This is a genomic window from Evansella sp. AB-rgal1 (assembly GCF_041820985.1).
Lineage (GTDB): Bacteria > Bacillota > Bacilli > Bacillales > Salisediminibacteriaceae > Evansella.
The window spans coordinates 76,317-97,234 of sequence record NZ_JBGUAU010000005.1 but is presented as its reverse complement, the minus strand read 5'-3'; the positions used below and the strand labels follow the sequence as shown (position 1 = coordinate 97,234).

The window sequence follows — 20,918 nt, the reverse complement described above, 5'->3', positions numbered from 1 at the left end:
TGTATAGTAAACGTGATAGAAAGGTAGAGTAATCTTTTAAAAGGAGGTTATTTTTGATGAGTGACGAGCAAATGAATCGGTTTGAAGGAATGCTTACTCAATTAATCTCCATGGTAGGACATATACAGAAAAGTGTGGATACGTTGAAAGAAGATATGATAGAAATTAAAGCAGACATGGCTGCAATAAAAGCAGATAGAACAATGAAAAAGACGGAAATGTCATTAATAAAAACTGAAATGCCGTATATAAAAGAAACGAAAGAAAAACAACAACATGCAGAAGTGATGGGAAAACTTGAATTGTTGAGGATGGATCAAGAAATTACTTGGGCAAAAACGGTGGAAAATGAAAGAAACATAGAGCGATTAACTAGACAACTTTCAAATAACTAACTTTATCGGATTTTTCGGCTTCTTACAGAACTTCCCGAACGAGAAAGCCCACTCCTTCAGGGGTGGGATGATAGTGAGGTCGAACAAGGTATATTTTTAGATATATCAATTGTTCGACTTTTTATTTTTATCATTATTGCGAATATACGTTCTATTTTGGTATGATAGGTACAAGGAAACGAGGTGAATACGTTGGCTAAAATGAAAACTCTAAGTTATGTTCTAACACTTCGATTGAAAACAGAAAAGTACCAAGAACATACATTAGCTACTAGATTTGAAATCTGTAGAAAGATGTATAATGCTTGTTTAAGTGAATTGTACAAGAGGTACAGAACGCTACAACAGTCGAAAAGGTATCGAAGCATTTGTAAAATGCCGAAGGGAAAAGAAAGAAATAGGTTGTTTTCCGAGTTAAACAAGGAGTTCGGTTTGGTCGAGTATTCTCTCCATGAATTTGTCAAACCTATGCAACATACGTACAAACAAAATATAGACGCATTCACGAGTCAAAAAATAGCCACAAGGGCATTCAAGGCTTTTGAAAAAGTACTATATAAGCAAGCAAAACAAGTGCACTTTAAAAAGTATGACGAATTAGAGTCCGTCGAAGGAAAATCCAATTCAACGGGTATTCGATACAGAGATGGGAATGTTTTATGGAACGGTCTGGTCTTACGGACAGTGGTAAAGAAAAATAACGAGTATGTGAAGTCTGCATTGAAAAATAAAGTGAAATTTGTGAGAGTAAAACGAGAATGGGTTAAAAATAACTTTGTATACTACGTACAACTCATTTTGGAAGGTGTTCCTCCAGAGAAATCCAATTCCAGGGAAAAGAAGCAAACAGATTGTATTGATAAACGAGTTGGTATTGATATAGGGACATCTACGGTGGCGGTTTGTTCTGAAAACAAAGTCATATTAACAGAGTTGGCACCCAATGTTTCGGAGATAAGTAAAAGAATAAGAAATATTCAGCGTGCAATGGATCGAAGTAAAAGAGCGATGAATCCTTTGAAATACAAAGAGGACGGCACCATTGAATCAAGTAATAAGGATAGATGGATCTTTTCGAAACGATACCAAAAAAAGAAAAAACAAGCAAAAGAATGGCAGAGACGAAATAAAGCCAAAAGAAAGCAGGATCACCAACTACTTGCCAAGGAAATCCTATCTCTAGGTGATGTCCTATTTGTGGAGACGATGAGTTTCAAAGCACTTCAAAGAAGAGCGAAAGAAACAGCAATAAATAAAAAAGGGAAGTTTAGGAAAAAGAAACGATTCGGAAAAATCATTGGTCATCGTGCACCTTCGTTATTGCTTCAAATCATCCATCGTAAACTAACATACAAGAACAAAAGACTAAACAAGGTAAATACAACGCGAATAAAAGCAAGTCAATACAACCATATAACCGATACATACGAGAAGAAAAAACTACATCAACGTTGGAATGATTTTGGTGATTTTCAGATTCAACGTGATCTATACTCTGCCTTTTTGTTGATGAACTGTAAAGAAAACGGAGAAGAAATAGATAAGAGTTTGTGTGAACAGGGTTTTCCTACATTTAAAATACTGCATGATTTAGAGATACAGAGAGTAAAGAAGGTGAAAACACCACCCATTAGCATGGGTGTCTAAAGCTTTCCTTCGGTTTAGATACGAGCCGAAACAACCGTTAATAGAAACAGAGGTTTCTTTGGTTGTAGAAGTCTAATTGAACATACATGAGTTCCTTTATGTTGTAATTGGATGAGTTCTAGTACTTCCAGTGAGAGTATGGGAGAAGTGTGTAAGTAGATTAGAACCCCACTGCTTTAGGTGTGGGAGTATCAGAATCCAAGATAGATGAAACGACAAATGAATATATGAAAATTAACAGTCGATCATCTAGGTCGGCTGTTTGTTTATGTGTACCCAATATTATGAGATTGAAGAGAATGCGTCTGGATAGAAAGGGAACGGTGAAAATAATGTCCTCGAACGACTATAGTATACCGTTTAATTCGTCTCCTGAAGGAAGCAACGAGAACCGTCCCCACTGCTTCCTGTTTGACTTATGAGTCTGCCTATTACTAAAATGGAAATACTAAAAAGCGAAAAATGGAGGTGAGTGTGTTGATTACGTTCGAGAATGTTACGAAGAAGTATGGGGATGATACAGTTGCTGTGGATGATGTTTCTTTTACGGTAAAGAAGGGTAATTTAGTTACGTTGATCGGTCCTAGTGGTTGTGGAAAAACGACGACGATGAAGATGATAAATAAGCTTATTCCCGTCACGTCAGGTACCATTTCCATTGACGGAAAAGATATTTCCCGGGAAAATGCTGTCGAGCTTCGTCGCAATATCGGATATGTGATTCAGCGGATTGGGCTACTTCCTCACATGACCATTGAGGAAAATGTCTCACTCGTACCGAAGCTAAAAGGCTGGAAAAAAGAAGTTTACCAGAAAAAAGTAGATGACTTACTTGATATGGTAGGTCTTGATCCTAGTATATATAAAAAAAAGTATCCATTAGAGTTAAGTGGTGGACAACAGCAACGAATTGGGGTTATTCGAGCGTTAGCTGGTGAACCTCCTATCATTTTAATGGATGAGCCTTTTAGCGCCCTTGATCCTATTAGTAGGGAACAGCTTCAGGATGAGTTAAAGATACTGCAGAAGAACATACATAAAACCATTGTTTTTGTCACGCATGATATGGACGAGGCGTTGAAAATTGCAGACGAAGTGATCATCATGAAGGCAGGAAGTATTCAGCAGGTTGCCACTCCAAAAACATTGCTTGAGAAACCAATAAATGATTTTGTCTCCTCGTTTATTGGAGAGGAACGAATTCAACAAAGTATACAAAATCGAAAATTACATCGAGCAGAAACCATCATGACTCCATGGAAAGAAGGCCGAGAAGAAAGTGATTTACCTTCACTATCTCAGGATGCTTCGTTACAGGAAGTAGCTCGTGTGATGCTCGCACAAAACAGCGAGTCGCTCATCATAACGGACAACTCTGGGAAACCAGTGGGAAGACTCCAGAAAAACCAATTGCTCCAGGAGCTTGCGGGTGTGGAAACGGGGGGGAAATAGGTGGAGGCCATTCAAATTTTTTGGGATACGATCGTAACGAGGCAGGATTTAATTATCGAACGAACAATGGAGCATTTATACATATCTTTCTTAGCCATCCTCATTGCCACCTGTATATCGTTACCCCTTGGAATCTATATTTCTCGCAAAAAAAAGGTGGCTGAGTTTTACATAGGCATTACTGCGGTCCTTCAAACAATACCCAGCCTCGCTCTTTTTGGTTTTCTTGTACCAATTTTAGGAATCGGAATAAAGACTGCTTTGGTAGCACTTATAATTTACGCGTTGCTACCTATACTTCGAAATACATACACAGGGTTAACGGGAGTAGATGAAGGGATTATGGAAGCGGGAGAAGGAATGGGGATGACCAAAAGTCAGATTTTATGGAAAATACAGTTGCCCCTTGCTTTACCGTTTCTTATGGCAGGAATACGAACAGCGACGGTATTAACGGTTGGAGTAGCAACCCTTGCGACGTTTGTAGGTGCGGGGGGATTAGGCGATGTGATTTGGAGAGGTCTTCAATCCTGGAATAATAGTCTCGTCTTGGCAGGAGCGATCCCTGTAGCATTCATGGCATTGTTTTTTGACTATATTTTAAAGATGATAGAGAAGAAAGTAACACCGAAAGGAATAAAATCTTAATAGAGGAGAAGATGAGAATGAGAACGAAGTTATTTTTCATACTGTTTATGATCGTCGCAATTCTAGCCGCATGTGGGGGAAACAATGATCAAGGGGGAGAAGCTTCGAATGAGCCTATTGTTGTTTCTGGGAAAAACTGGACGGAGCAATATATTCTCTCTCAGGTACTTGCGATTTATATTGAGGAAACGACGGTTTACACAGTAGATTTACAGGATGGCCTAGGGGAAGTGGCAATTCTCACTCCTGCATTGGAAAATGGAGAAATTGATTTGTATGTGGAATATACTGGAACTGGATTGGAAGCAGTACTTGGTGAGCAGGCAGAAGCTGGGGAGTCTAGTGAAAGTATTTTGGAACGAGTAAGAGCTGGATATGAAGAACGATTCGAGGCAACTTGGTTAGAGCCATTAGGTTTTGAAAACAATTATACACTTGCTTATACAGAAGAAGCAGATTTTGAAGCTGCAACGTACACAGACATAGCTGAGTTATCAGAAAACCTGTCCTTCGGAGCACCGCACGCCTTTTATGAACGCCAAGGAGATGGATATGACGCTTTTGCAGAAGCGTACGGCTTTGTTTTTCCGGTAAAAGAAAGCTTTGATCCTAACATCATGTATCAGGCGTTAGTGCAGGGAGATGTGGATGTGATACCGGCCTTTACAACGGACGGGCGAATCGAGCGATACAATTTGCAAACAACGGAGGATGATTTAGGTTTCTTCCCTCGTTATGACGCGGCGATTGTGGCGAGACAACAATTATTCGAGGACTACCCAAATCTGAGGGAAGCGTTGAATGGGTTGGCTGGACAAATTTCCGAAGAGGAAATGCAGCAAATGAACGCGAGAGTGGATATTGATGGGGATGTGTACGATGTGGTTGCGAGAGAATTTCTTGTATCCAAGGGGTTAATTGATAATAATTAAAAGGACAATGAGAAGGCAGCCAGGTTCGATCTGGTTGCCTTTGTTTTTCTAGTGAGCTTTTTCACGTGCAAAGGAACTATCTATCTACTATATCTGATGTGAAAAAACATCAAGCTGATAAAAACACCGTGATCGTAGACATCAGAAGCTGGAAGGAATTTATAGGAGAGCCGAGGAAAGGCGTTAGAGGGAAGGAATCATTGATATGTACAATTGATATTCCGTCACTGTTTACTTCTGAACCCGAAGGAAGCAGTGAGAACCGTCCCCACTGCTTCCAGGTAAGGGTAGTTTGTATCTGAAGATTATAGTAGTATCACGGAAAATGAATTCGAAAAGAGAAGGAAGCGCGAGAACTTCCACGGTATCATGTTCTATTTTTCGTTTCTCCATCTATACATTTAATAAGTAGAGAAAGAAGGAGAGAGAAAAAAATGATCAAAGAAATCCATGAATTTACTTTAGAACTGGATACATTCGGGGTAGGTTTGGGCAGTGTTGTTATTTTGCCAAATGGAAAGAGAGGGATTGTGACAACGATAAAAAGAATTGATAAGAAGGAACCATCAAAAATAATCATAAAAGGGGAAGCGGAAGTAATTCCGTTGGCATAATTAGTTATTATTACTGAAACTGCATCGACTGCTTACTTGGTAGTTCTGGTAAGAAGTGAAAAACACCATTGCCTCGTCTACTTCAGAGGTGCAAATAAGCCATCCGCAAGCAAAGACACATGCGATTTCACACAGTTTGCTGTGAAATCAGCTGTGTTTTTTTGTTGTTATATCGACGTTTTATTGTTAAACAGACGTAAAATCACCAAGTAATTCACACACCAATTCCCATAGGTGGAAATAAATATATTCTTCTTGTGATTTTGATGTGATTATCCAGGTGAAATTTACTGTGAAAGAGTTGGAATTGGATATTTATGTTAAAATAAAGGGAACTAATATACCAGTTTGTGAAGTGGTAAACTTGAAGAAACGGAGAGAATTCTTCAACAAGGAGAACCTTTTTTATTTAACTATATCGTTTGGATAGTGCAATACGTCTATAGAGAGATGGGTGGTTTGGATATGTTTATTTTTTTGATTATAAGTGTCATTACTGCGGTAGTATTTTTCAATCTGTGCGTTAAAATTGCCATAAAAATAAAGAATAACGAAGATGTAGGTTCTGATAAGATTTTTGCCTCAACAATGCTAATTATTGGTCTCTCCACTTTTATTATGTTAATGGTTCCATAAGTTTTGGGTTTCATATTGAACAAACGGGTGCGATCGTAATACAAGCTTTTGTGAAACTAACGGAGAGATTAATGACTTAAGAGCTATGTGGTCTTTGTTAACTTCATATAAATCATTAAAAGAGGGAGGGATGATTTTTTTGCAAGAATTAAATTATTTATTTATTAGTTCTATCTTTCTTTTTTTCTTGGCATTCACTTTGCTTATCTTAGAAATAAGAGCAAGAAAGACGGAAAAGATATCTGTTTGGAGGAACATAAAATTCGCTATAATAATTGTTTTAAATATTTTATTGGGTTTTAGATTTATCCAGTGGATAATCGCCCTAATTTATTTTTCCTTCTTCAACTAACGGCCAGTTAGCTCGATATGCAAATATGAAAACAATGTCACGAAGAACTGATTCTTCATGCAATTTTTAATATGCGAATGATACTGTGATTCTAGTTGTGAAAGAAGTGTGATTTTGCATTCAATATGTCTGTGTTTTGCCGTTTTGTACCTTGTATGTAAATCCGATACACCATGGATTATTTAGAACTGGAAACAGGGTGGTGAGGAAGGGAAGATATAGAAGTGGAACAACGCATGTCTAAATGGTTATTAAAACGATAAAATGGTCAAGAATAGCCTGTATTTATTTAGAGAAAGTAGTAGAGTAAATTTATTTCGAAAGGTGATTCAAACAAACCACTGAAAAGGCAAATGGTGCTTTTTCAGTGGTCTTTTATTTCCAGCGTCCCTTCTTCATCCAAGAGACAGAATGGTGGTTCCGGTACTTTGTTTTTCGAAAAATGTAGTGATTTGTTGTTCCGCATATTTTGCATCTTCACCATCGAGAATAATTGTAAACTCTTCTCCAGATCGTAAATAGATAAAGAGGTTCATCGTTCCTAGGATGCTTTTCGCATTGATTATTTTCTCTTTCCTTTTTACACTCACTTCACAATCAAAAGAACTATTTATCTGGATTAATTCTAATATATTCTGTACAGTAAACATTCCTTCTCGAACGCAAAAACTCTTCTTAATTTCCATTCTATATACCTCCTTATTATCTAAGATGTTCAAATTTAGGTTAGGAGCCATTATTGTCATGACAATATGAATTGTTATAAAAATCATACACATTTCTTGTAACGGTGTATGTAAATGTGGAACGTAATCTAACAAATATCTTTCCTATTAATAAAACCTAATGGTTCATCTTAGTTGTGCATCATAATGATTGAAGCGCTTTCAAAATTGAACTAAATAAATTAGTGGTGTTCTGTCTTTCTCGGTTGAAAAGTTCATTTTTCATTTAAAGCGCTTACATAAAACGTTTCTTTTATTCTAGCTGATAAATCTAAAAAACTCTCCCAATGAAACTAAAGTTTTTCTTTAAAAAAGTATTGATAGTTTTAAGGAATCAGTGTCCAACTGCTTTATGCTTTTTTAGAAAAAGCAATAATTTAAATAACTAATAATACGAAAGTGTGCTAATATTGTAACATTAGGGACAAAAAGGAGAGTTAAATAATTTGGAAACAATACATCTAAATAGTGACAGCACTATAGAAAAACACTCAGCAAAATTAGAAACATTCCATGAAGTAATCCAAATCACTCATTCAATGCTACCTGATGTAGGAATCGGGTTAACGAATACAGAGGAATGGATTGCTTACTTTCCTGGCCGGAAAATAGATATCGGAGTAAAAAAAGGTACAAAAATTAATCCTAGTGAACCATTAGCAGATTGTATACAAAAGAATAAATTTATTGAAGAAGAAGTACCACCTGAATTTTTTGGTATACCATTTAAAGGATTAGCGGCACCAATCGTAGTGGGGAAGGAAGTAATAGGAGCAATAGCAATTCAAATTCAAGAACAAAATGAAAAAGAATTACGTAGAATTGCAGATCAAATTATGAATTCAATCTCTCAAGCTAACGATAGAATTACTAATATATCCAAAAGTGCAGAAGGCTTATCGGATATAAGTGATTCACTTCTTAGTAAGTCCAATCAAGCTCAACAAGAAATGGAAAATACGGATGAGGTTATCCGATTTATTAAAAAAATTGCTGATCAAACTAATTTACTTGGGCTGAATGCTTCTATAGAGGCAGCACGGGCTGGTGATAGTGGTCGAGGCTTTAATGTAGTCGCTCAAGAAATAAGAAAATTATCAAACGAAACTGTTTCATCTACAGAGAAGATAAGTAATACATTAACAAACATGAAGAAATCAATAAGTGAGATATCAGCAGCAATAGAGCATGTGGTATCAGTAGGTCGACAACAAGCATCTTCAACGGAAGAACTCTCGTCTTTCATTGACGATATTGAAAGAATGAGTAAAGAGCTTAACAAGCATGCCTCTGAACTATAGCATTTTGAATGGAAGCACTGGGGACGGTTCTCATTGCTTCCGTTTCGACAAAATGTGAGGTTTGGCTTGGTGTTACTAACTCTAACTTGGTTCCATCAGTTTCCTTCCTAAATTTTTCTCCTTGTGACAACCTCTTAGAATAACGCCAAGATAAATTAAAATGAGAAGATATTGATTTTAGTAAGAACCACAGGAACCAGTTCCTCATCTTTTGCAAAGTGAATCTATTGCGGAAATTGAAGGAAGCATAACAACCATCCTCCCCACAGCTTAGATCGACACCTTCTTTTAATGTAAGTTCGTGTCTTGCATGAACATATATGTTACGTATATATCCTAAAATGTATCTGATATTATCAATTATTATAGATTAGCTGTTCCAATATAAAGGAGAGAAGGAAACTACCCAATGAAAAAGAGGTATATCGTTTTACTATTTGTTGTACTGTTGCTTTTTAGTTTAGGTATTGTTGCTTTTGTATTAGGAAGTACTACTCACTCTAATTTAAAGGGAACAAATACAGAAAGGCTACATACATTCATGGTCCAGAAAACAAAGGAATTGGACTTTAATGGTACCGTTTTAGTTGTAAGAGATGAGGAAGTATTACTATCGGAAGGCTATGGTTATGCTGATTTGGATAACCAAGTAGAGAATTCACCCGACACGATTTTTAACATCGCATCCTTAAGTAAATCCTTTACTGCAGTCGCTATCTTGCAGTTAGAAGAACAAGGACGGCTTTCCATCAAGGACTCTATTACCAAGTACTTAGCTGATTTCCCAACTAGAGACGACATCACTGTTCACCATTTGTTAACTCACACTTCTGGCTTACCAGAATTACTATCTTTAGTGGAACATAGCAAGACTCATAGTTTAGAAGAATTATATGAAGCTGTAAAAAACGAGGAACTAGAATTCGAACCAGGGAAGAAGTATGCTTACTCCAATAGCGGGTACTTGCTTTTGGCCATGATCATAGAACAACAATCTGGCATGTCCCTTGCTGAGTATATTCAAGCAAACATCCTTGATCCAGCAGGAATGGAACATACTTACTTTGAACAGTCTCCTGAAGTGACAGCGCTTGGCTATGAAAACATGGGGAACATAAGCGATTTAATCGACATAAGCATTGCTTATGGAGCAGGGAATATGTTATCGACCACAGGTGATTTATATCTGTTTGATAAGGCGATTAACGAAGGGCAACTTTTAAATCAAGAACAAGTGGAAAAAATGCAAAATGGTTATGTCAATGCTGCTCCCTTTGGTATTGTAAAATATGGATACGGCTGGAACGTGAGCGATAGCTGGTATAGCTACAATCGGAAATCTGTGGCACATGCTGGGGGCTTCCCTGGTTTTAAGAATTTTTTTCTTCGCTTTCCAGAAGAGAATTTGACCATCGTTGTTCTTAGTAACAACCAGGGGAAATGGAGCCCTTCAAGTTTAGCACTAGAACTAGCTTCGATTATCTTTGAGGAAAGATTTTGGCATATTATCAATTGATGAGGAAGCGGGTACAACGACAATAGGGAATCGCGACGGACAAAGGGGCAGGTACCGCGTCCTGGAAGTTCCAGGACAGTGAACCTGTCCTCCGTGTCCTTCCAAGAGCGGCGACCATAAGAATTGAATGAACAAAGTAACCATCCTCAACCTAGAAGGGCGTAGGGGCGGTTACTTTTTTCTTGTTTTTTTTGACGATTAAGAAATGTGTTTTCAGCTTGTGGAAAATGGGTAAATCGTAAGGTCGTCCTGACGAAATAGTAACTCATTTATTATAAAAAAGCCTGTTCAATTCATAAATTACTTTACTATTGATTAAGACTGTTCTAGAAAAAGCACTTGTAGTAAAATTTTTAAGAAAAAGCAACACGTTGAATCAATGACATCCAAAATAAAGGGTATTATACTAATTACAATAATAGAAAGGAAGGGGTCGTGTGAGTGAACCTTTATTAGTGCAGTATCGGACAGTAGGTGATTGGGAAAAGTTTGATTATCATGCTCATCTAGAACACTATGAAATTTATTTTTTCCATGAAGGATCCTGTAGATATTTGATCCATAATCTGATCTATGATTTACAACCGGGGGATATTTTATTGATGGATGGAAAGACCCTACATAGACCCAATATACAACCAGATAAGGAATATATTCGTAGTGTCTGTCATTTTTCTCCTCAATGGATATATGGTGTTTTATCTGAATTAAAGTCCTTACATCTATTAGAGGTTTTTGAGAAATTGCATCATTGTTTAATTCGTACGAATGAAAATGAGGAATCAAAGGAGCTGGAACGATTGTTCTGGCAACTTACAAAGGTAAAGAATGCAATGCTAATGGACAAAAATAGAGATGAGTCCGAGATTAAAGTATTGTTGATACAAATATTGTTTCTTGTTAATCGTCTCGGTCAAAATAGCACTTATAAACTATCAACCAAAAAAATTGACAAAACGGTCCATGCAGAGAAAATCGCGGAATACATACAAAAAAATTACCAAGAAAGTCTTTCTATAGATCAAATTTCTAACGACCTTAAAATAAGTAAATCCTATATTTCCCATGTGTTTAAAGAGATTACAGGATTCACTGTTATGGAATATTTAATGGGTTGCAGGTTAACTCAAGCTAAGTTTTTGCTTGAAATGAAAAAGGAAATGTCCGTGAAAGATGTATCCTTTGAATGCGGTTTTGAAAGCGTTTCCCATTTTAGTAGATATTTTAAATCAAAAATAGGTGTGACGGCGAAAGAATACAGAAGATCACGTGAGAGCTTAAATAGTTGAAGGAGTGGTTCCATGCAAGAGAAGGCGGTGTCAACAAAGTCAAAGCAACCATCAGTAAAAAGTCATGCACAAGTATACAACTTTAATTATGAATGGAAATATACACTTGCAAATGCGTATCCTCTTCAAGAGGCGCTAGATTCATCAAAGGATGGAGCAGGGAGATACTTTTACGACAAGGACTATATCATTGAGAATTGGGAAGAAGTAGGAGTTCCACACACCTATAATGATAAGGACTTATTCGTTGCACGAATTGAAGATGCGGGAAGCGGTCAAAAAAGAACTTTTTCCTTATACAGAAAATGGTTTCGACTCCCTAGACATCATCAAGAGAAAAAAATATTAATAGAATTTGAGGGTATTCGTCAAACATGTTACCTATATGTTAATGGTACATTGGCAGGATATTATGAAGCTGGCGTAGGACCATTTGCCTTCGATTTAACTGACTACGTTGATTACGATAATAATAATCTTATTGCCATTGCTACGGATAATACATCATCTAGGAATTTAGATTATTTTGCAGCAGAGACGCCAAACCATCCTGAGGCAATACCAGGTTCATTTATTGCTTCTAAAACAATGGGAGACAGCATTCCATCGTCAGCACGAGGTGTTGGGTACTTCTGGAATTGTAATGATTTTAATCCTAGTATCGGTGGATTAACAAAGAATATTCGACTTCATGTGAAGCCAAAGTTATATATTACTCTTCCGGTATACAGCAATCTTCGAACAAAAGGCGTGTATGTATATGGAAGAGATTATGATTTGAAACAGAAACAAGCTGTAGTCCATTTGGAAGCAGAAATAAGGAATGAAACGGGAACTGATAAGTCTGTTACTTTAGAATCTATTATCTATGATCATAAGGGAAATGAAGTTGGATGTATGTCATCTGAACAGGCATTCGTTCCTTTTGCAAAGAATTTACCAGAAACTCCTCCGTTAACTATCACACCTCAAGATGCTTATAAGAAGGAGAACGATTGTTTTCTACCATTGTCAGAAGATGAAGTAGAGCCTACCTTGACAGACTCTCTAGAAGTTTCCGTTGTCAAAGTTTCTTCCTTGATTTCGGATCTTCGTTTCTGGTCACCGGACGATCCTTACCTGTATTCTGTTCAGACAAATTTAGTTCATAACGGAAAGGTTCTCGACTCAGTTACAACCATTACGGGTTTTCGTAAGGTCTCGTATACGTTTGAAGATGGCTTAAAGATAAATGACACTCGTACTTGGCTTACAGGCTATGCACAGCGTGCTTCCAATGAATGGGCAGCGATCGGCACATCTCCAGATTGGTTGAAAGATATGGATGCTAAATTAATCCGAGAAAGTAATGCAAACCATATACGATTTATGCATGTAGCTGGATCTCCTGCTGATATCCGTTCTTTTGACCGCTTTGGGGTAGTATGCACACAACCAGCAGGTGATAAGGAAGAGGATAATAAAGGAAGGCAGTGGGATCAGCGTGTTGAATTAATGCGTGATATTATTATTTACTTTAGAAATAATCCTTCCATATTCTTTTGGGAAGCTGGAAATAATTCCATCACAAAGGAACATATGCGTGAAATGCGCTTATTAAAGGAAGAATTGGACCCTACTGGTGGGAGATATATGGGATGCCGTACATTAAATACGGAAGAAGTCTTGTCGGAAGCTGAATATGTAGGGACAATGCTAAATCGCCATGCGGGTCGTTATCAATCTGAAAAAATGCCTGTCACTGAAACAGAATATTTACGAGAGGAATCACCAAGAAGAGTGTGGGATGACTATACCCCACCAGATTTTGATTACGATAACCTGTGGCTTGGACAGGGTGGGAGAAAACAAATTGGTGGTGACTGTCACGATTTAACAGCAGAAGAATTCGCACTTTATGCAGCGAGAGGATATGCAGAATTCTTTCACGATCGTATCGGAGGAGCATCTGGTAAAAACTTGTATTCTGCAGCAGCAGCGCTGTGTTGGACTGATTCTGCACAGCATGGCAGACAGGCAGCTAGTGAAAATGCAAGAATGAGCGGTCGTGTAGACCCAGTACGACTAAAGAAGCAAAGCTTTGATGTTTTTCAAACAATACAATCACCAGTAGCGAAAATAAAAATAGTTGGTCACTGGAACTACCCACAGGAAGGTGGAAACAACTATCGATATGCTGTCAAGGAATTTGATGGTACGCATTGGCGAAAAACGGGAGAATATAACTTCAGAAATCCTAAAGATAAAACAGTTTATGTTATAGGAAGTTATTCCATTGCTAAAATAGAGTTGTTTATTAATGGAAAACTTGTAGGCATGTGTAATAAGCCAGTTGATACGTTTGTATTTCCTTTTCCTCATATTGATGTCACACAGTCGGGATCCATTACTGCAAAGGCGTATGATTATAACAATAATCTAGTATCTACTGAAACTATAGAAACAGTATCTCCTCCTGCAGAAGTAAAGTTGACCGCATTTGTGGGTGATCGAGGACTTTTAGCAGATGGAACAGATATAGCTTATGTTGATGTTGAAGTTGTTGATGAGAACGACCGCAGACATCCAATAGCTGATGATAGGATTGATTTTTCCATAGAAGGGCAAGGTATTTTCCTTGGTGGTTACAATAGTGGTCGTTTTAATGGATATGGTAAAGAGGATAGCGTAATTCACAAGGATCATGTTTATGCGGAGTGTGGTAATAATAGAGTATTTATTCGTTCTACAAGGAATGCTGGACCAATTCGATTAACTGCTCGAATGAAAGGGGTTCCAGAAACGTCTATCACAATAGAAAGTAAGCCTGTAGAAATTGTTCCGTTGACGCTTCATGAACCGCAGTGTCTCGAACCGACATATCCTGATAATCCACCAATTAGTGTGTATCCATTTAAGGCAATACCTGAGGCAGATAAAGTGAAGTATATCCCTTCTGATAAAGTATATTGTAAGGTTGTGGTAGATGGACAAGAACCAGATACTCGAGGTGTTTTGAGTGTCGTGGACCATGGGAGTATCTACAGCCCGATTATCTTTATATTAGAAAGAATCAAGCTCCATCGTCCAGATTTATTTGACTATCATTATGATTCAGACAAAGGTGTATTAACATTGACTTCAGATGGGCATACGGTGATTGCTGAAAAAGGGCGTACGCATCTTCTTGTTGATGGAGAAGAGAATCTATTAAATGGGGAACCATACGTAAACGAAAATGGTATATTCATAGTCGAGATTAATGCAGTCGTATCTTATATTAAAGACGTCGTTTCTTATTATGATGAAAAAGCTAGTCTGTTTCGAATCGAACTTCCTTAGAAATAAAAGTTAGTAAGAACCATAAGGAACTAGGTTTAAAATATTTTTAATTTTAAAACATTTTGGGTGGTAAGCAGTTTTTAATAGATAGTTTGAAGCTAGAACGAACTAATAGTGATGAAGGAGGCAGGAAGAAGGAACAAGAGAACTTGATTGGCAGTATAGGAAATAATAATCTAAGGGGGAAGAAAAATGAAAAGAGTAAACATGCGTTTTTTTATAATAATGGTAATTTCCTTACTACTATTAACACTTATTGCGTGCAGTAATAGTGCAAGCCAAAATCAAGAAAATAATAAATCTAATGAGTTTAATGAGAACACGTCAGACATTGATGCTAGTAACGTTGAAGAAGAAAGAATGTCTGTACGAATTATGACGACTTCATTTGATCCAATTGTTGCAGGCAAAGATAGTCCGGCACTCAAAGCAATTGAAGATTATACAAATATGGACATTATTCTAGAGTTTGTTGACAACTCGAATTATCCAGACCGATTTAATGTAACGCTGGCTTCAGGTGATATTCCTCATATCATCATGACTGGCAAAACCCCAAGTTTTATCAATGCAGCACGAGATGGTGCATTTTGGGATATCACTGATTATTTAGCTGACTATGAAAATCTGCGTGAAGCGAATGAAATTGTTCTAAATAATACTTCGATTGACGGTCGAATTTATGGACTTTATCGTTCACGACCACTTGGGAGAAATGGTGTGACGATTAATAAACAATGGTTAGATAATCTTGGGTTAGAAATTCCAAAAACGATGGACGAATTTTACGAAGTTTTAAGAGCATTTACGTATGATGATCCAAATCAGTCAGGAGCTGACGATACGTATGGAATAGTCATTTCCTCTTGGGCAGGACCATGGGACGTAATGCAAGTGTGGTTGGGTGCTCCGAATGAATGGGGCTTTGATGAAAGTGGAGAGTTGTTACCAGATTTTATGTTTGAAGAGTACCGCGAAGCGCTTCGCTTCTTCAAAAAGTTATATGATGAAGGATTAGTAAACGAAGACTTTGCTGTAATGGATCCAGGAGTTTGGTTTGATCCTATTGTAAGTGAGACTGCAGGGGTTCTTGTGGATGTAATTGACCAAGCGCATCGCCTTCAGAACAGAATGGTGGATGGATACAGTGATGATGACATTGTGTTAGATGTCTTTGGTGCCGTAGAAGGACCGAATGGTTTACAGACAAAGCCAACAGCAGGTTATAATGGAATGTTAGCTATTTCAAAGACGGCAGTGAAAACAGAAGAAGAATTACGACGTGTTCTACAATTCTTGAATGACTTAAATGATGAGTATATTCAAAATATAGCTTACAATGGATTAGAAGGTATTCACCATGAAGTGGTCGATGGTGAATTAGTCGTAACGGATGATGAAGACCTATTTGCGAGAGATGTGCGAGGGTTAAATCAGTTTCAAATGGCGATTCCAGAAGATCGCTTCCTAAAAGCTGCGCAGTCTGCTCTTCAAGATAAGCAGAATCTTGTAATGGAACAAAACGTAGATATCGTTATCGGTAATCCAGCTGAACCATTGAACTCAGACACATATGCTGAGAGAGGCCAGCAATTAGACAATATCATTGACGATGCTCGTATCAAATTTATTGTAGGGCAGATAGATGAATCTGATTTAGATAGAGAAATTGAACGGTGGTTAAACAATGGTGGAAGAGAATACATCCAAGAGATGAACGAAGCTTACCAACTTGCTCAAGGTAATTAAATTTCTAGAGGATAATTATGGACGGTTCTCAATTTCCACAGGGAACCGTCTTTTAGTTTACGGAGTTTTTGCTTGGTATTAGTAGTCCAAGATTGTATAAAAATAGTGGACTTAATTGATAGGGGATATATTTTATGTATGTTCATTTATCTCTTTATACCAGTCTCTTAGACTTGGATATTGATCAATATTCTGAACAGATGGGATAAACCCACCTACTTGCATGAGGATATGTTCATTATCAACAATAACCAAAACGATATCTCTGATAGGGGATTCAATAATCTCCTGTACTGTTTGATCTTTTTTCTGAAAGTAATGATAAATTCTTTCTTTATCACTTACATCGATAATCCATTTTGTTGTATCTTCTAGTTCTGATTGTCTATCGAGTTCCTCATTTTTATCAGGATCTTGAATCTCTTTTCCTCCAGCGTAGTTTTTATTCATCTTCAGGTTTTCTTTTAATAGCTCATTCGTTTCTGTTTGTCTTTCAATTAATTCAGCAAAACCAATGAAAAGCATACCAACAATAAAACCGCCAATAGTATACATAAAGAACGTACTCCAAGAAAACGAGAGGGAATAACTACTAACCTGATCTCCCATAACAATTCCAAAGATAAAACCTAAAAACATTTTAATAATTCCGATAATAAATAATACTTTCGCTACAATGTTTTTGTGATTCACATTTACTCCCCCCTTAAAATGTTGAACGAGAACGTGGTAGGATAATTTTACCATATTAGTATTAGAATTAGTATGTTTTCTTAAAGCAATAGAAAAATGATTTTGATGTGCCGAAAAGTTTATGCCATTGGAACATCTCTTTTTTATGCAGGAAAACTTTTTAAAAATGTCGAAAAAATAGGTGATTGTAATATTCCGTAAGTTGTGAGAGAGGTTGATTCTATGTTTGATAATAAGGAGATTGCCCATTGGATACGTGCTTATGATGGTACTACATATCCTTCTGGCATTTATAAAGATCTCGTGATCTGTGGACAAGATCATCCGCGAAAAATAGAGTTGATGGGTGCTTGGAAAACAGGAAGTCTTCGAGTTGCACCGACCGGAAATGTTTACATAGATAGTGAAGGAAATGGCTATTCCTATACTGATAGATGGAAATCTACTACTCCTGTAGGCTATGAAGTATGGAAAGATATTTCCGTTTATCAAAACGAAATAAAACATACGATTCCTGATCATTTTCCATCCAAAAAACCTGTTGTGATTTTAGAACTTCAAGATAGGAAAGGGTTCGGGTTCATTTGGGCGTTGTTTGCGGTTCATTGTTTTTACCCAACAATATATCCTCTTTACGATCAACACGTATATCGAGCGTTTATATATATTACGTCGGAGGGGAAAGAAAATCCGCGATTGGCTCCGAATAATTGGGATGAATATACTCGATATACAAAGTTCTTTCAGGAGCTTCTAGAGAAAGTGGACTTTTCGTATTGGAAATTAGATAAGGCACTCTGGGCATATGGTAAACACCTGAAAGGTCTTACTCCCACAAAATCCGATCCGACTGATAGAGACAATAAGGCTGATTGGGTTTCATCCAACACATTAGGATCGAAAGAAAAACAGTTTTTCTGGAAGTTTGATAGTAAAGATCAGACGTTATCTATTAAACGTACGTTCACTAATGGTTCCGTAGTGGAGAAGGTCATACAAAAGGATAGTCTAGATCAAATGCATTCTTTTGTTTGGAAAAATGAATGGGTGGATCTTGCAAATAACGTGGAAAAATTAAGTACTAAGACCGAAAAAGTAGGTTTGGGATGGTTTTTACATGAGCATTTACATTGGCCAGTCGTAGATGCACAATTAGCAAGCCATCTAGCCGCTATTTTTACAAGAGCTGAAATATGGGAATACAACGGGCTGAAGAGAGGGATGAAGTTTAGAAGTTATTCTGAGAGTTGGGAAGATAAACTTTCTAACTATTATTCTTCTTTATTTTTGCGTACATAAAAAGGTGGAGGGATAGAATTGGAACTACAAATTACTGACTCTTCATGCTGGAACCGACCCGTGGGTTCCTTTACCATTTTAATAGAAAAAAAGGGGGAAGTTAGATGAGTTCTGTTGTAAAAGCGGATATAAAAGAATTAGACATAATAGTAGACATTGACAACCAGGTTATTGGAAACACAAGTAGGCGAAATGATATTGCGAAATCAATAGAACTTGAACAATGCTTAGTGGTTAAAGAGGATGATGGTATTGCTGGTTTCTTACTTTACGACACTAACTTCTTTGGATGCACATTTATATCTCTCATAATTGTGTCTCCTTTGAAGAGACGAAAAGGATATGCATCACTGTTAATAAACCATCTAGAGAGTATCGCTCCAACGCAAAAGGTATTTTCTTCTACGAATCGTTCTAACACAGCTATGCAAAAAGTATTTGATCTCAATGGATTTATAGAGAGTGGTTTCGTTGACAACTTAGATGAAGGAGATCCTGAACTTATCTATTATAAGTCTAAATCTTCATTTCAACCAAGACGTTTGTAGAAAAATAAGGGGTGGCGAAATGAATGTAAAAATAGGAGAATCTCATGGTTCTAAACAAGAAGAGAGTACAATCAAGAATGCAAGGAAAATTACTGTACCAATGGAGCTGTGTGATGCATCTGGTAAATTAAATCCTAGTAGTATCGGCTGGGCGAAAGCTCCCCTTATTCGCAGTAATCTTTCGGGAAGCTACTTTCGAAAAAAACGCTGGAACTATTGGTGCATTACGAATCCTGATGTCTTGTTTTCCGCAACAATCTCTCATATCGATTATGCGGCGGTTATGTTTGTCTATATCCTTGATCTCAAAACATTACAATTTTTTGAAAAAACAGCACTCGTTCCTCTTGGAAAAGGTGTTGATATGCCGGAAGAAGTAAATGCGTCTCTTTCTTATTCTAGTAAAGAGCTAACTCTTTCGCTTTTGGAAAAAGGAGATGCTACGAACATCGTTGTGTCGTGTCCTAATTTCAGCGGGAAGGGGAAATCATTGACGGCGAATGTTATTGTGCATCGTCCTGATGACCATGAAACTCTTAATGTGGTTGTACCGTGGAGTAAGAAGCACTTTCAATATACGTCGAAGCAACCTGCACTCCCGACAGAAGGTACGATACAGTGGGAGAAGAAACAATACAGTTTAAAAAGAGAAGGAACGTACGGATGTCTAGATTTTGGTCGAGGAGTATGGCCATATAGCTCCACATGGAATTGGGCTTCGGCAGCTGGGCAGACGGATGGACATGTGGTTGGACTAAATTTCGGAGGGCAATGGACGGACGGAACTGGGCAGAATGAGAATGGATTCATTGTGGATGGCAAACTAACCAAGATCCACGAGGACATCACATGGCATTACGACCAATCCAATTATATGAAGCCTTGGACATTACGAACGGAAAATAGTGACCAGTTATCCCTAACCTTTCAACCATTGTTCGAGCGGACGGCTGCAACCAAAGCCATCATCATTCAATCAGAAGTCCACCAAATGATAGGTACCTTTCAAGGACATGTAACAACGGAGGAAGGAAAAACAATAACCATCAACTCACTGCTAGGCTGGGCGGAGGACCATAGGGCGAGGTGGTAGGGGGGAATCACTGGGGGCGGTTCGACCCTAGCAAACTAGAGATACAACTTCCTACAAGTAAAGTTAGTAATTTAAAAGGCAAAGAGTTCATCATCTGGTCACAGATGAAAGATGTATTGGCATCATTTGAAAGTAAGACACCACATGAGTATGAGAAATATGTAGCAGGAAGAGCGAGAAGGTGGTTGGAGGGGAAATTGGATTTAAAGATTAATATTTCTCATCCAATGTAAATAACTATAAAAGTGAGGGATGGTTAATGATAAACTATCTAGGTTACTTTGTGATATTCATTTTAGTCCTCATTCTTATTATAGGTGTGAGAAATGAATATAAAAAAAGCACCCCAGAGATAAAAGCTGAAATAAAGGAGGAATTAAAAAAGCCGTTTTCTCTTATCTTTTCAGGTTTACATCATATAGGTTTTTTCATTCTATTCTGCGGATTCATTATAGACAATCTTTTCATAATAGGATTAGGAACGTTCGTGTTTACAATAGGTATGTTACTGGAAGCTATTAAAATTAGAAAACAAAGAATCAAAAGTGTTTTAAGTGTTATTTTTACCGTGTGCTTTTCTATTTCTATCTATATTTTTTACTTCTAATATTTCTGACAAACGTAAAATGAGTTTAAGTGAGATCCTATTCTTCTTTGGATAAATAAGGTAAAATAAAAGGATAGTAATTTCAAATATTAGGGAGGAAA

General features: G+C 37.3%; 18 protein-coding genes. 16 read left to right on the top strand and 2 right to left on the bottom strand.

Annotated elements, in window-relative coordinates:
• The first annotated feature begins 56 nt into the window (after window positions 1–56).
• From ACERII_RS05585 to ACERII_RS05555, 7 genes are all read left to right on the top strand, one after another.
• Window positions 57–395, top strand: a complete 339-nt coding sequence (locus tag ACERII_RS05585; RefSeq protein WP_373640670.1) for a hypothetical protein — start codon at window positions 57–59, stop codon at window positions 393–395.
• A gap of 201 nt (window positions 396–596) precedes the next feature.
• Window positions 597–2,042, top strand: a complete 1,446-nt coding sequence (locus ACERII_RS05580; protein WP_373640827.1) for an RNA-guided endonuclease TnpB family protein — start codon at window positions 597–599, stop codon at window positions 2,040–2,042.
• Window positions 2,043–2,519: 477 nt separating this feature from the next.
• Window positions 2,520–3,494 (top strand): ABC transporter ATP-binding protein, encoded by a 975-nt coding sequence (locus tag ACERII_RS05575; protein WP_373640668.1) that lies wholly within the window; start codon window positions 2,520–2,522, stop codon window positions 3,492–3,494.
• 9 nt (window positions 3,495–3,503) lie between these two features.
• A complete protein-coding gene (locus tag ACERII_RS05570; protein WP_373640826.1) occupies window positions 3,504–4,142 on the top strand; it encodes an ABC transporter permease in 639 nt (212 codons plus the stop codon).
• Window positions 4,143–4,159: 17 nt separating this feature from the next.
• On the top strand, window positions 4,160–5,074 hold the full coding sequence (locus tag ACERII_RS05565; RefSeq protein ID WP_373640666.1) for a glycine betaine ABC transporter substrate-binding protein: 915 nt from the start codon (window positions 4,160–4,162) through the stop codon (window positions 5,072–5,074).
• Window positions 5,075–5,508: 434 nt separating this feature from the next.
• The gene (locus ACERII_RS05560; RefSeq protein ID WP_373640665.1) at window positions 5,509–5,688 is read left to right on the top strand and encodes a hypothetical protein; all 180 of its coding nucleotides are present in this window, start codon (window positions 5,509–5,511) and stop codon (window positions 5,686–5,688) included.
• 465 nt (window positions 5,689–6,153) lie between these two features.
• The gene (locus tag ACERII_RS05555; protein WP_373640664.1) at window positions 6,154–6,324 is read left to right on the top strand and encodes a hypothetical protein; all 171 of its coding nucleotides are present in this window, start codon (window positions 6,154–6,156) and stop codon (window positions 6,322–6,324) included.
• Between the two features lie 747 nt (window positions 6,325–7,071).
• Here the strand turns inward: ACERII_RS05555 and ACERII_RS05550 are convergent.
• Window positions 7,072–7,362, bottom strand: coding sequence for an HPr family phosphocarrier protein (locus ACERII_RS05550; protein WP_373640662.1), 291 nt, complete (start codon window positions 7,360–7,362; stop codon window positions 7,072–7,074).
• A 485-nt stretch (window positions 7,363–7,847) separates the two neighbouring features.
• Between ACERII_RS05550 and ACERII_RS05545 the strand changes: the two genes are divergently transcribed.
• From ACERII_RS05545 to ACERII_RS05525, 5 genes are all read left to right on the top strand, one after another.
• Complete coding sequence (locus tag ACERII_RS05545; protein ID WP_373640660.1) at window positions 7,848–8,702, top strand: methyl-accepting chemotaxis protein; 855 nt, start codon at window positions 7,848–7,850, stop codon at window positions 8,700–8,702.
• A 409-nt stretch (window positions 8,703–9,111) separates the two neighbouring features.
• Entirely contained in the window at window positions 9,112–10,218 is a 1,107-nt protein-coding gene (locus tag ACERII_RS05540; RefSeq protein ID WP_373640658.1) for a serine hydrolase domain-containing protein, read from the top strand.
• 437 nt (window positions 10,219–10,655) lie between these two features.
• The gene (locus tag ACERII_RS05535) at window positions 10,656–11,507 is read left to right on the top strand and encodes an AraC family transcriptional regulator (RefSeq protein ID WP_373640657.1); all 852 of its coding nucleotides are present in this window, start codon (window positions 10,656–10,658) and stop codon (window positions 11,505–11,507) included.
• Between the two features lie 12 nt (window positions 11,508–11,519).
• Window positions 11,520–14,828 carry a glycoside hydrolase family 2 protein gene (locus ACERII_RS05530; protein ID WP_373640656.1) on the top strand — a complete coding sequence of 1,103 codons (3,309 nt, stop codon included), beginning with the start codon at window positions 11,520–11,522 and terminating at the stop codon, window positions 14,826–14,828.
• A 192-nt stretch (window positions 14,829–15,020) separates the two neighbouring features.
• Window positions 15,021–16,577 (top strand): extracellular solute-binding protein, encoded by a 1,557-nt coding sequence (locus ACERII_RS05525; RefSeq protein ID WP_373640655.1) that lies wholly within the window; start codon window positions 15,021–15,023, stop codon window positions 16,575–16,577.
• A 132-nt stretch (window positions 16,578–16,709) separates the two neighbouring features.
• On the opposite strand, the gene ACERII_RS05520 is transcribed toward ACERII_RS05525, so the two are convergent.
• Window positions 16,710–17,270 carry a hypothetical protein gene (locus ACERII_RS05520; protein ID WP_373640653.1) on the bottom strand — a complete coding sequence of 187 codons (561 nt, stop codon included), beginning with the start codon at window positions 17,268–17,270 and terminating at the stop codon, window positions 16,710–16,712.
• 222 nt (window positions 17,271–17,492) lie between these two features.
• On the opposite strand from ACERII_RS05520, the gene ACERII_RS05515 reads away from it, so the two are divergent.
• From ACERII_RS05515 to ACERII_RS05500, 4 genes are all read left to right on the top strand, one after another.
• Entirely contained in the window at window positions 17,493–18,569 is a 1,077-nt protein-coding gene (locus tag ACERII_RS05515; RefSeq protein WP_373640651.1) for a hypothetical protein, read from the top strand.
• A 104-nt stretch (window positions 18,570–18,673) separates the two neighbouring features.
• Window positions 18,674–19,117 (top strand): GNAT family N-acetyltransferase, encoded by a 444-nt coding sequence (locus ACERII_RS05510; protein WP_373640650.1) that lies wholly within the window; start codon window positions 18,674–18,676, stop codon window positions 19,115–19,117.
• Between the two features lie 19 nt (window positions 19,118–19,136).
• Window positions 19,137–20,210: a DUF2804 domain-containing protein gene (locus ACERII_RS05505; RefSeq protein WP_373640648.1), complete on the top strand. Its 1,074-nt coding sequence runs from the start codon at window positions 19,137–19,139 to the stop codon at window positions 20,208–20,210.
• Window positions 20,204–20,443, top strand: a complete 240-nt coding sequence (locus tag ACERII_RS05500; RefSeq protein ID WP_373640647.1) for a hypothetical protein — start codon at window positions 20,204–20,206, stop codon at window positions 20,441–20,443. Before ACERII_RS05505 ends, ACERII_RS05500 begins: the two co-directional genes overlap by 7 nt.
• Window positions 20,444–20,918: the final 475 nt, after the last annotated feature.

What these genes read in the sequence shown, in the direction of transcription:
- ACERII_RS05585 (WP_373640670.1), top strand. Translation starts at nt 57, where the DNA reads ATGAGTGACGAGCAAATGAATCGGTTTGAAGGAATGCTTACTCAATTA.
- ACERII_RS05580 (WP_373640827.1), top strand. Translation starts at nt 597, where the DNA reads ATGAAAACTCTAAGTTATGTTCTAACACTTCGATTGAAAACAGAAAAG.
- ACERII_RS05565 (WP_373640666.1), top strand. Translation starts at nt 4,160, where the DNA reads ATGAGAACGAAGTTATTTTTCATACTGTTTATGATCGTCGCAATTCTA.
- ACERII_RS05560 (WP_373640665.1), top strand. Translation starts at nt 5,509, where the DNA reads ATGATCAAAGAAATCCATGAATTTACTTTAGAACTGGATACATTCGGG.
- ACERII_RS05555 (WP_373640664.1), top strand. Translation starts at nt 6,154, where the DNA reads ATGTTTATTTTTTTGATTATAAGTGTCATTACTGCGGTAGTATTTTTC.
- ACERII_RS05550 (WP_373640662.1), bottom strand. Translation starts at nt 7,362, where the DNA reads ATGGAAATTAAGAAGAGTTTTTGCGTTCGAGAAGGAATGTTTACTGTA.
- ACERII_RS05540 (WP_373640658.1), top strand. Translation starts at nt 9,112, where the DNA reads ATGAAAAAGAGGTATATCGTTTTACTATTTGTTGTACTGTTGCTTTTT.
- ACERII_RS05530 (WP_373640656.1), top strand. Translation starts at nt 11,520, where the DNA reads ATGCAAGAGAAGGCGGTGTCAACAAAGTCAAAGCAACCATCAGTAAAA.
- ACERII_RS05525 (WP_373640655.1), top strand. Translation starts at nt 15,021, where the DNA reads ATGAAAAGAGTAAACATGCGTTTTTTTATAATAATGGTAATTTCCTTA.
- ACERII_RS05515 (WP_373640651.1), top strand. Translation starts at nt 17,493, where the DNA reads ATGTTTGATAATAAGGAGATTGCCCATTGGATACGTGCTTATGATGGT.
- ACERII_RS05510 (WP_373640650.1), top strand. Translation starts at nt 18,674, where the DNA reads ATGAGTTCTGTTGTAAAAGCGGATATAAAAGAATTAGACATAATAGTA.
- ACERII_RS05505 (WP_373640648.1), top strand. Translation starts at nt 19,137, where the DNA reads ATGAATGTAAAAATAGGAGAATCTCATGGTTCTAAACAAGAAGAGAGT.